10 protein-coding genes are annotated in these 11,950 nt (G+C 46.6%); 1 reads left to right on the top strand and 9 read right to left on the bottom strand.

The annotated features are described in order from the left end of the window. Window positions 1-25: 25 nt before the first annotated feature. Window positions 26-1,111, bottom strand: a complete 1,086-nt coding sequence (locus Q9R46_RS27195) for a PIN/TRAM domain-containing protein (protein ID WP_145336498.1) — start codon at window positions 1,109-1,111, stop codon at window positions 26-28. A 172-nt stretch (window positions 1,112-1,283) separates the two neighbouring features. Here Q9R46_RS27195 and Q9R46_RS27190 point away from each other — a divergent pair, with 172 nt between their 5' ends. Beyond that, window positions 1,284-1,679, top strand: a complete 396-nt coding sequence (locus tag Q9R46_RS27190; protein WP_311282476.1) for a nucleoside triphosphate pyrophosphohydrolase family protein — start codon at window positions 1,284-1,286, stop codon at window positions 1,677-1,679. Window positions 1,680-1,834: 155 nt separating this feature from the next. On the opposite strand, the gene pssA is transcribed toward Q9R46_RS27190, so the two are convergent. The 8 genes from pssA to Q9R46_RS27150 form a co-directional block, all read right to left on the bottom strand. After that, window positions 1,835-2,566: a CDP-diacylglycerol--serine O-phosphatidyltransferase gene (pssA, locus tag Q9R46_RS27185; protein ID WP_311282475.1), complete on the bottom strand. Its 732-nt coding sequence runs from the start codon at window positions 2,564-2,566 to the stop codon at window positions 1,835-1,837. Window positions 2,567-2,607: 41 nt separating this feature from the next. Further along, a complete protein-coding gene (gene disA / locus Q9R46_RS27180) occupies window positions 2,608-3,684 on the bottom strand; it encodes a DNA integrity scanning diadenylate cyclase DisA (protein ID WP_090924697.1) in 1,077 nt (358 codons plus the stop codon). A gap of 13 nt (window positions 3,685-3,697) precedes the next feature. Next, entirely contained in the window at window positions 3,698-5,065 is a 1,368-nt protein-coding gene (gene radA, locus Q9R46_RS27175; RefSeq protein ID WP_311282474.1) for a DNA repair protein RadA, read from the bottom strand. Between the two features lie 288 nt (window positions 5,066-5,353). Beyond that, window positions 5,354-7,816, bottom strand: a complete 2,463-nt coding sequence (locus Q9R46_RS27170) for an ATP-dependent Clp protease ATP-binding subunit (protein ID WP_090924699.1) — start codon at window positions 7,814-7,816, stop codon at window positions 5,354-5,356. 195 nt (window positions 7,817-8,011) lie between these two features. After that, entirely contained in the window at window positions 8,012-9,082 is a 1,071-nt protein-coding gene (mcsB, locus tag Q9R46_RS27165; protein WP_154892124.1) for a protein-arginine kinase McsB, read from the bottom strand. A 28-nt stretch (window positions 9,083-9,110) separates the two neighbouring features. After that, window positions 9,111-9,629 (bottom strand): protein-arginine kinase activator protein McsA, encoded by a 519-nt coding sequence (gene mcsA, locus Q9R46_RS27160; RefSeq protein ID WP_145336502.1) that lies wholly within the window; start codon window positions 9,627-9,629, stop codon window positions 9,111-9,113. 31 nt (window positions 9,630-9,660) lie between these two features. Then, window positions 9,661-10,122, bottom strand: coding sequence for a CtsR family transcriptional regulator (locus Q9R46_RS27155; protein ID WP_090924702.1), 462 nt, complete (start codon window positions 10,120-10,122; stop codon window positions 9,661-9,663). Between the two features lie 495 nt (window positions 10,123-10,617). Continuing rightward, a complete protein-coding gene (locus Q9R46_RS27150) occupies window positions 10,618-11,802 on the bottom strand; it encodes a GNAT family N-acetyltransferase (RefSeq protein WP_311282473.1) in 1,185 nt (394 codons plus the stop codon). Window positions 11,803-11,950: the final 148 nt, after the last annotated feature.

Below are 11,950 nucleotides of genomic sequence, written 5' to 3'. Positions count from 1 at the left end.
CGATACACTACCCATCATACCGCTTTTATTGGGCTTTTTCCAACAGTTTCGGCTTGGCAAAAATCATTCGTCCCGCAGACGTCTGTAGCACACTCGTCACCAGCACTTCCATCATCATGCCGATATACTCGCGTCCACCTTCCACCACGATCATCGTTCCATCATCCAAATAGGCTACGCCTTGTCCATGCTCTTTGCCGTCTTTGATAATCTGTACCATAATCTCTTCCCCCGGCAGTACAACTGGTTTCACCGCGTTTGCCAAGTCATTAATGTTAAGTACGGATACGCCCTGGAGCTCACAAACCTTATTCAGGTTAAAATCGTTGGTAACCACTTTGCCTTGTAATACTTTAGCGAGCTTTACCAGTTTGCTGTCCACCTCGGAGATTTCTTCGAAATCGCCTTCGTAAATCAATACCTGTACATCAAGCTCCTTCTGGATTTTATTCAAAATGTCCAGCCCACGGCGCCCGCGGTTGCGCTTGAGCAGATCCGACGAGTCTGCAATATGTTGCAGCTCTTCCAGTACAAATTCCGGGATGACAATCGTGCCTTCGATGAATCCGGTTTTGCAGATATCTGCGATTCTGCCGTCAATAATGACGCTGGTGTCCAAAATTTTATGTTCTTCCAGTCTTCGCTCTTCTTCAGGCTCAGGGTGCCCCCATCGTCCCGACTTCCAGAATGCCGCCAGATCGTCTTTCTTGGCCATGGCCAAGCTATAACCCGAATATGCAGCGATCACCGTGAGGGCCACTTGTAGCACCTCTCCTGCGGTTCCGAGCCAAGCCAGGCAAGGATACATCAGTAATGCTACGAGTAATCCAGCCACGATGCCTGTTGCGCCAGCAGCAAGCTCGTTCATGGGTATTCTGGCTAAAGAATCAATACCGCTGTTTAATCTGTTAGCCATCATTGTGCCGCCGATCGTGCATACGGACATAAAAAGTACTGCTCCCAGCAGTGTTGATACACCCGCACCCAGCAGTCCCGCTGATTGAATCCATTCAGCCATCCAAGGAATGGACTTGCCTGCCAGATGATAAGCCGTGTACCCGAACCATGCGCCGCACAATCCAGTAAAAGTTAAAATGCCTTTTCTCCACATGAGTTCCTGCACCTCCTCAAATCATTCTTCATTTTCATATCCAGTATGATCCAATTATCCAAAACCTAATCGCGTCAGCATGAAGTTTTTGGAAATCTTGTACTCGTCAGTTGAAAGTAAGACTTTTATTGGCATATAATGAATTCAATTCATATCCGAGGTGAGTGGCAAAATGAGTACGCTAAGTTTACAGGCTTTTCAGGATCAAGTTTCCGAACTGTTGCTGCGCCATCGCAGCCTGATTGATGTACTGTCGAAAACGGGACAAGCCGGAGCCTCTGTTAACCGCGCTGTGTCCAAAGCCATTACCGAATGCGGCTGTATTGAGCTGCACGCCACCAAACAGAAATATGCCCCCGAGAGTGATATTTCTCAAGCCAAGGGCCTGCTGGAAACGCATGTGGAAGGTGAATTGTGTGAGAATTGCAAAGAGGTGATCAGCTCCGAGCTGGGGCGGAACCTGTTCTATATGTCTGCACTTTGCAATCTGCTGGACATCAACATGGAAGAGGTCGTAACTCACGAATCACAGAAATGTTCGACGCTTGGGATGTTTAATCTGTCTTAGCTAATCGTCTTTCGTTACTTCGTCATAGATCAAAGAATACAAATAAAAAGCACGTACACTCCTTGTTAGGAAAAATGTACGTGCTTTTTTTATTTTTTGAGTTCATAGGGATCTTATAGTTTGCCGAGTGGTAGGTACTTAAGTACCTACCTATTCTACTTGTCAGAAGACCGTGATGATTTCTTGTCCTTGCGTTTCTTAGCGCGATTGCGGGAAGCTGCCGTTCTTACACTGTATCTCATGCCATACAGGGCATATAACACCAGCGGAATAAAAATCAGCTTGGAGAGTTGATCCGGGAATAAAACAGCCAGTGCAACCGCAAGTAACACAACCCACGGAGCGATCCAGATCGCCTTGCGGGGAAGTCCGACTTTTTTGAAATTGGGATATTTCAGTGAGCTGACCATCAGATAAGACAACAGCAATGTAGCAATCATCATGCTAATGGGTCCGATATCCTTGTGAAACAGGGACAGCGTAGCCAGCACACCGCCTGCAGCGGGAATGGGCAAGCCAGTGAAATACCCCGGAATGCCCGGCCGAACGTTAAATCTTGCTAAACGAATCGCACCACAGATCGGAAAAGCCGCCGTTGCGATCCAGGCAAAGATCGGCATGGAATCCTGAAAAGACACCATGAAAATAATCAATGCAGGCGCCGCACCAAATGAAACCATATCCGATAGCGAATCAAGCTCCTTGCCGAATTCACTTTGTGCATTCAGTGCTCTTGCCACCCGTCCATCCAGACCGTCGAGCAGCATTGCAACGATAACCATAATCGCAGCCGAACTGTATTTTCCGTTAATCGCCAGCAAAATGGCCAGCATACCCAGAAACAGATTACCTAGGGTAAAAAGATTTGGAATGAATCTGGTTAACATGTTGTTTCACCTCATTCATTAGAAGCCGTTATAAGCAATCCCTACATCTGTCTGTCAATAAACATCTGCTCTTGCAAACGTTTGAGACCTTCCTTGATGGTACGGGCACGAACCTCGCCAATGCCGTCTACTTCATCAAGTTCTTCAATCGTTGCCATGATGACATGAGGTAATTGCTCAAATTGATCCACCAGGTTATGGATAATTACATTAGGCAGACGAGGGATCTTATTTAATACCCGATATCCGCGAGGGGCAACCGAATCTTCAGATGTTGCCGCAGATGAAGGATAACCAAGCAATCGGACAATATGATGTGCATCAAGCAACTCATCGTCCGACAATCTTTTTAAGCCCACGATAATATCGCGAATCTTGTCATCACTGTCATCACGAGCATAGTCTTTATACAGCAACCAGGCTTCTTCCTCTGTAGTACCCACAAGCTCTTCCATTTGCATCGAAATGAGCCTTCCTTCATTACCTAACTCATCAATATATCGTTCAATCTCGGTTTTGATCCGTAGTACCATTTCCGTGCGCTGAATAACATTAACCACCTCGGGAATCGTAACGAGTTCCTCGAATTCGGAAGCACTCAGATTCGTAAGGGACTGCTTGAGCACCGCTTTATACTTTTCGAGCGTTTGAATCGCCTGATTGGCTTTGGTCAAAATCACCCCGATTTCCTTAAGCGAATATCGAAGGGTTCCCTGGTACAGGGTAATAATATTCCGGCGCTGTGAGATGGAAACAACCAGCTTACCGGTTTGTTTTGCCACCCGCTCTGCGGTCCGGTGACGAATGCCCGTCTCTGAGGAAGAGATGGATGAATCCGGAATCAGCTGTGTGTTGGCATACAAAATCCGCTTCAAATCCTCACTCAGAATAATGGCACCGTCCATTTTGGCAAGCTCATACAGGTAGTTCGGGGAGAAATCACAGTTAATCGAAAATCCCCCGTCTACCACTTCCATGACTTCAGGGCTGTATCCTACAACAAGCAGTGCGCCCGTCTTGGCGCGCAGCACATTTTCCAGACCTTCGCGGAAAGGTGTACCTGGTGCGATCAGCCTTAACAAATCATTCATATTGTCCAGTTGGCTTGAATCCTTCATCTTGTTATGCCCCCTAATCTAAAGCAACCGCTAGTGCATCTGCCACGGTATTCACACCGATCAGTTGTATCCCGCGAGGATGTTTCCAGCCCTTTAAGCTTTTTTCTGGTAAAATAACTCGTTTGAAGCCCAGCTTCGCGGCTTCTTTCACACGTTGTTCTGCCCTCGATACGGCACGAACTTCACCCGTCAGGCCAATCTCGCCAAAGATGACATCATCCGGCTTGGTTGGCACATCTCTCAAGCTGGAGGCAATGCTGACTGCCACAGCCAGATCGATCGCTGGCTCATCCAGCCTCACCCCTCCAGCCACGTTCAAATAGGCATCCTGTGTCTGCAGGAACATACCCATGCGTTTTTCAAGCACCGCTATAATTAGATTTAATCGATGATGATCGATACCTGTTGCCATCCGCCTAGGAGAGGGGAAGTGTGTCGTGGAAATCAAAGCCTGTAATTCTACAAGCATTGGACGTGTGCCTTCCATACTCGCCACAACGGTAGATCCCGCTACCCCTAGTGGACGTTCAGATAAAAATAACTCGGAGGGATTACCCACTTCACGAAGGCCATCTTCCCCCATTTCAAATATGCCAATCTCGTTCGTGGAACCGAAACGGTTCTTCACCGCACGAAGGAGACGATACGTATGATGCCGCTCTCCTTCGAAATAAAGCACGCAGTCCACCATGTGCTCCAGCATACGCGGACCAGCGATGGCACCTTCTTTGGTAACATGCCCTACAAGAACCGTTGCAATGCCACGGCCTTTCGCAATCCGCATGAATCTGGACGTGCATTCCCTTACCTGCGCTACACTTCCTGGTGCGCTGGTAACTTCGGGCAGATATACCGTCTGAATGGAGTCGATGACAAGAAAATGCGGCTGGATCTGATCCACCGCTTCCTCTACCCGCTCCATATTGGTTTCACAGAGCACATACAGCTCCGGCGAAAGAGCACCGAGACGGTCTGCGCGCAGCTTCGTCTGCTTTACGGATTCTTCTCCAGACACATATAACACTCGTAGCCCCGAGTGGGTCAGCGCATGAGAAGTCTGTAGCATCAACGTTGATTTTCCAATCCCCGGGTCGCCCCCCACCAGAACAAGCGAACCTGGCACAATGCCGCCGCCCAATACACGGTTCAGTTCACCGATTCCAGTCTGTACACGCGGCTCCTGACCGCTATCTATATCTATGATAGGAAGCGGTTTATCTTTACTGTCAAACAGAGGAGAATTTCTCCCTTGTGTTTTGACTACCGTTTCAGTTTCTTCTATCATCGAATTCCAGGACTGACAGCCAGGACATTTCCCGTACCATTTGGGGGCTTCATAGCCGCATTCCGTACATTGAAACTTGGTTTTTACTTTGGCCACTTCAGCACTCCTATTGATTTTTTATTTTATAGCAACATTTTGCATTATTCGACAAAATTTACTCGTTGCCCTGACATACAGGGATACTAAAAGTTTACCATTGTTTGAGATTTTTCGTAAAGGATTATCGCAAACTTTACACATGTTCCTCATCCATATCGCTTCATCTCAATCAAATCTTCACACATCCCTTTATATATTCGTACATACGAAAAAAACTCCCCGGCCAAAGCCAGGGAGCTTCTATATATGCGACTAGCTGAATTCATTCGGCCACATACGTCATATTTATTTTGTTTCAATTTCCTCATTGGATGGAACTGCTACTTCCTTTTTCGTTACAGACAATGCACCATTCTCTTCGTCGATGAGTAAGGAATCCCCTTTGGTCACATTACCTGTAAGCAACTCTTCAGACAATTTGTCTTCGATGTGCTTCTGGATCGCCCGGCGTAGCGGACGTGCACCGTAAGCAGGATCAAATCCGGCTTTCGCCAAGAAGGCCTTGGCGTTATCTGTGAGCTCAAAATCAACCTCGTACTCATTAAGACGTTTACGTAGATCCTCACTCATAAGAGTAACAATCTCAGCAATGTGTTTCTCTTCGAGCGAGTGGAATACGATGATTTCATCGATCCGGTTCAAGAACTCAGGACGGAAGCTTTTCTTCAGCTCATCCATCACTTTGCCCTTCATATTATCGTAATCTGCACCTGCATCCACAACAGCTGTGAACCCAAGAGTAGAATTACGTTTGATCGCTTCTGCACCCACGTTGGATGTGAGAATGATCAATGTATTACGGAAGTCAACAACACGGCCTTTGGAATCCGTCAGACGACCATCTTCCAGCACTTGCAACAAGATGTTGAAAACTTCCGGGTGAGCTTTTTCTACTTCATCCAGCAGGACAACGGAGTACGGTTTGCGACGAACTTTCTCTGTCAACTGACCGCCTTCTTCGTATCCAACATAACCTGGAGGAGCTCCGACCAGTCGTGCTGTGGAGTGTTTCTCCCCATACTCGGACATGTCAATCCGAATTACGGCATTTTCATCACCGAACATTGCTTCAGCAAGTGCGCGAGCCAGCTCGGTTTTACCTACACCCGTAGGGCCAAGGAAGATAAATGAACCCATTGGACGTTTCGGATCTTTAAGTCCTGCACGTGCGCGGCGAACGGCGCGGCTAACTGATTTAACTGCCTCATCCTGACCGATTACACGTTCATGAAGAATGGATTCCAGATTCATCAGACGCTGTGTCTCTTCTTCTTTCAGCTTGTTCACCGGAATTCCTGTCCAGTTGGCTACCACTTGAGCGATATCCTCTGGAGTGACTTCGGAATCGGTACGACCTTGTTTTTCTTTCCATTGATTTTTCGTTGTATCAAGCTCTTCACGGATTTTTTGTTCCGTATCACGCAGTGCCGCTGCCTTTTCGAACTCTTGACTCTGAACCGCGGCGTCTTTTTCCTTACGGATATCTTCCAGACGGCTCTCCAATTGTTTCAGGTTTGGCGGAATTGTATAGGAGTTCAATCTTACTTTTGATCCCGCTTCATCGATCAAGTCGATCGCTTTATCCGGTAAGAAACGATCTGTAATATAACGATCCGACAATTTTACAGCTTGCACAATCGCTTCATCTGTAATTTTCACGCGGTGATGCGCTTCGTAACGATCACGCAGACCATGCAAAATTTGAATGGCTTCTTCCGGTGATGGTTGATCCACTGTAATCGGTTGGAAACGACGCTCTAGCGCAGCATCCTTCTCGATGTATTTGCGGTACTCATCCAGTGTCGTTGCACCGATGCACTGTAATTCTCCACGAGCAAGAGCCGGCTTCAAGATGTTCGATGCATCAATCGCGCCTTCAGCGCCACCTGCACCAATCAGCGTGTGCAACTCATCAATGAACAGGACAATGTTGCCCGCCTGACGAATCTCATCCATGATTTTTTTCAATCGATCCTCGAACTCACCACGATATTTGGTTCCAGCAACAACCGAACCCATATCCAGCGTCATTACACGTTTATCACGCAATGTTTCGGGAATTTCGTTTGCAATAATTTTCTGAGCAAGCCCCTCAGCAATTGCTGTTTTACCTACACCAGGTTCACCGATCAATACCGGGTTATTTTTGGTACGACGACTCAATACTTGAATAACACGCTCAATTTCCTTGCTACGGCCAATAACCGGGTCAAGGTTATTCTCTCTGGCATACGCCGTCAAATCACGAGCGAGGCTGTCCAGTGTTGGTGTGCTTACATTGGCAGGTGTGCCATTGTGGCTGGAAACAGCTTCGCTGCTACCGAGCAATTGCAGTACTTGCTGACGTGCTTTGTTCAAGCTGATGCCCAGGTTATTGAGCACACGTGCCGCAACACCTTCACCTTCACGAATCAATCCGAGAAGAATGTGTTCTGTGCCAACATAGGTGTGGCCGAGTTTACGCGCCTCATCCATCGACAATTCAATTACTTTTTTCGCACGTGGCGTATATGCAATGTTCGTAGGTTGCTCTTGGCCACGGCCAATTAGCGTTTCTACTTCATCCTGAATTTTTTCCAATCCGAGTCCCAGGCCGATCAGTGCTTTGGCAGCAATGCCTTCACCTTCACGAATGAGGCCGAGCAAAATATGCTCCGTACCGATGTTATTGTGACCGAGACGGACAGCTTCTTCCTGCGCGAGTGCGAGCACCTTTTGGGCCCGTTCCGTAAATCTTCCAAACATCATATTTCCTGCACCTCCATGGTTTTGGATAAAACGAGGGATTCCAATCTAACTGAATACCCCTTCGTATTCTTCATATCACTTTTGTTTGCAGCCATGCTGCGAATAAAATCATTGGTAGCTTCAGTCTAGATGGAAGCTTATTATATAAAAGCCGCAGATACGGCATGAAACCCATATTAACGCTTAAAGGAAAGTTTACCCAGAACTTTTGGCTGCATTGATCGTATCACGAATTAACTGAGCCCGGTAGATGTCGCGCTCATCCGTACGCATATCCCCAAACGTTTTTTGCAAAAAACCTGGCTGAGTCATCACATTCAACTCATTCATCACTGGGATCGATAAGCCTTCCAACAATCCAAGATCTACGCCGAGCCGCACATCCGACAAGCGCTGTGCCGCTTCCTTCGTGTCTACAATCGCTGCATGAGACAAAATCCCGTAGGAACGCATCACTCGATCCGTAATACGCAGTCTGGAATCGGTAATGAGCCGTTCTCTTGCAGTACGCTCATGACCAATCATCTGTAAAACAACACCGTGGAGGTTATCGATCACTTCTTGTTCCGTCTGTCCAAGTGTAATCTGATTGGAAATCTGGAACAAGTTGCCCATCGCCTCGCTACCCTCTCCATAAATCCCTCGCACCGTTAATCCCACTTGGGACACGGCGCTAAGAATACGGCCGATCTGCTGTGTCATGACCAATGCAGGAAGATGCATCATAACAGATGCCCTGACACCCGTTCCAACATTCGTTGGGCAACTCGTCAGATACCCTCGCCGATCATCAAACGCATAATCCACGTGCGCTTCAAAAGCATCATCTATTGCGGAAGCTTTCTCCCAGGCCTCTTTGACCTGGAACCCCGGATAGAGGCACTGGATACGCAAATGATCCTCTTCATTGATCATAATACTTACCGATTCATCCTCACTAAGGATCACGGCTCCGTTGGTCGATTCATTCGCCAGACTTGGACTAATCAAATGTTTTTCCACCAGCACACGCTTGTCGAGTTCATCAATATCGATCAGATCGAGTGTAGTAAAATCACCAAAGGCGTGTACGTCATCGTACTGAAGTACTTCGCTCAGCTTATTCAGCACCTCTTCCGATTGCTCACTCGAAGCCAGCATTGGAAACGGGATATGCTGAAGGTTACGTGCGATCCGGACACGACTGCTGATCACGATCTCCGAATCAGTAGCATCACTGCGCATCCAGTCACTGAGCGCCTTCTCTGTAAAACGCAGATTAGGCATCATGCTTCCCTCCTACTTATGACAAACTTTACTCTTGAGCTATTTCTTTTTCAAGTTCCCGGATCTGGTCACGAATCTGAGCGGCCTCTTCGAACTCTTCTTGAGCAATGCTCTGCTGCAGATTTTGCTTCAGATCGGCAATTTGCCGCTTCACCTTAATACGCCCGCCTGCTCTGGCAGGAACTTTACCTACATGCGATGTACTACCATGCACTCGCTTGAACAAAGGGTCCAGACGGCTGTCAAAGTATTTATAACAGGAGCTACAACCAAAACGACCAACTTTGCTGAACTGGGCATACGTCATGCCACATTCTTCACATTGCAGCGTTTTGGCAGGGGAAGCACCTGAACTCTTGCCTGCCGGATCAAAATCAAGTATTCCTGATAGCAGGTTGTGAATGGAAAATCCTCCTGCTGTTCCAGGAATCATCTCTCCCTTCTCACGGGCACATGATTCACAAATATGAAATTCCGTCTTCTCTCCATTTACAATTTTCGTGAAATGAAGCGTAGCCGGACGTTTATTACATTCTTGGCACAGCATATAGATGTACCTCCTTTGATCCCGATAGTTTTCATTTACCGAGCAAAGATATTAGCATTGCCTTCAACATTCTGGCACGAATTTGATCCCGGTAAGGAAGTTTGACCATAAGAACCTCTCTCGACACAGCCGCACGCATCAACCCGGCTTCCCGCTTACTTAAAAAACGCGCTTCTTCCAGTTGATAAATCAAGCCTTCCGCAGCAGTCTGTCCAATCTCGTCACCAATACTGTGATGCAGATGGTTGTGCAGGGCGGATTGGGCAGGTAATTCAATGCGTTGTATGCGAACATATCCACCACCGCCACGTTTACTCTCGACGAGATAACCTTTTTCAAGAGTGAAACGGGTGCTAATGACATAATTGATCTGGGAAGGTACACATGAAAACTGATCTGCCAGATCATTACGCTGAATTTCAATCATTCCTTCGGGACTTTCATGCAAAATACCCTTCAGATATCGTTCAATAATATCAGAGATATTACGCATCCAATCATCCTCCACTGTCTGAAACGTTAAGTCAATAAGGACCACACGCCCCCACAGAGTACACCTTCTCCACCCATTTAACCACTCAGAGAAACAGCGAATCTTGCTACCTCAAGTGTTAAACAGGAGAACAAAGGAAGCACGAAGGTCCTTGAATATCCCCTTGATCTTCCAATGATGTGTTCCAACTTACGGTACTTTTCATCAGAGAACAGTAAGAAAGCTAACGTCATATCGTAGGTAAGTAACACGTATTCCAGAATTAAAATCATACGAATTTAACCTTGAGTTGACTTTGACTTTCTTTGACTTTATATACATTATAGCATATTTTGCTGTTTTGCCAAGTGGGGGCACTATTCATTTTTTACGATTTTACACGAAATATTCGCCTGACACAAAAAAACCTCTCCCAGACATCGGGAGAAGTTCTGATTGCTTCCAATTACGCTTCGGATCTGCTCGAATGAAGTTGTATTCGATGTAGATTGTTGCTTAAAAGAAATCAAGCAAGTAGGTTTCGCGTTTGGGAACTGCCTTTTCCAGCGCTTGGATTGCGCTCACTGGCCCTTCCAATCTACCGATCTGTGCCATCTCTGCCGGTCTGCGATAACCCATTAACACGGCTGAAAGGGATTGAATACTAAGACGAATCGGCTGATTCAGCTGAGCCTCGCCATCCGATTTTGCCTTTTTCCATATTGAAGCGGTTCCGTTCATAGCCACGTTTAATTCCCACACTCCTTCGTTCCACGGAGCGTAAGAATCTTCGACATCAAGCCAAATCTGAACGGGCGAGTCCTGACTTGCAAAAGGGTACTGCGAAATGAACTGCTCCACGCTCACGATTCGTGCCATAAAGTAAGGAACTACCTCTTGCTTAATCCGCGGATTGTCCAGCTGAAATGCAAGCAGATCACTTGCAGGCGCCTGTAAAGTTACTTCATCTATCATAGAATCATGATTGGCAATGAACGTCCAAAGCCCCTGTCTCGCTTCTTCGTTCAGATGAACGAACTCACCTATGGTAAACTTGCTTTCCTTAACTTCATAGAGGACGTAACCTTGAGGTGCTCCCGATTCATCATAATATACAGCGCGCTGACTACCTTTTTTGCTATAAACCGAATTTTCCCACCATGCATCATTGCGATTGAGGGTTCCATTATAGCGCGTTGCATACGCATCGTACACCTGCTTCAATTCAGCAAGCTCGGTATTTCCACGTTTGATCGTGCCTGGTGTCAGCTTCTTGGCCGGCAGTTGGGCTGTAGACAATCTATATTTCTTATATTCAACGTAGGTTTCCCAGCCATACTTTCGATAAAAGGAAAATGAAAACGGATGCAGGAAAGATACACTTTGTTTATACCGATTCATTTCTTCTAGTGCGTATTTCAGCAATCCCGCGACCCATCCCTTACGTCTGTACTCCGGCCAAGTGGCTACACCTGCAATTCCCCCCATTTCGAAGGACCTGCCGTGAATATACGTTTGAAAAGGAATAATCTGAAGCTTGGCTCCAACCTGTCCATCCGCATAAACACCCAACACATTATGCTTAGCGAATTCCTTGCGCCGCTTCTCCAACTGATCTTCTGTTAACTTAAATTGAAATGCGTACTCGGAAAGCGCCATACACGCCTCATAATCGTCGATCGTTAATTTGCGAAGTTCCATATTAACTTGCACCTCTTTTTCTTCTAATGTAAGTCCTTTCTGTACAAAAGGCAGCTTGAACCCTTTTCTTACATTTGAGTGTCTCAGAGGTTTCCTTTAAAGTCAAACATGAGATGTAACGTTGACATCTCCTTAATCTTATATATAA

It is taken from the genome of Paenibacillus sp. RRE4 (assembly GCF_031844205.1).
Classification (GTDB): domain Bacteria; phylum Bacillota; class Bacilli; order Paenibacillales; family Paenibacillaceae; genus Paenibacillus; species Paenibacillus xylanexedens_B.
The sequence above is the reverse complement of the archived record's forward strand: the minus strand, read 5'-3'. Positions and strand labels throughout refer to the sequence as shown.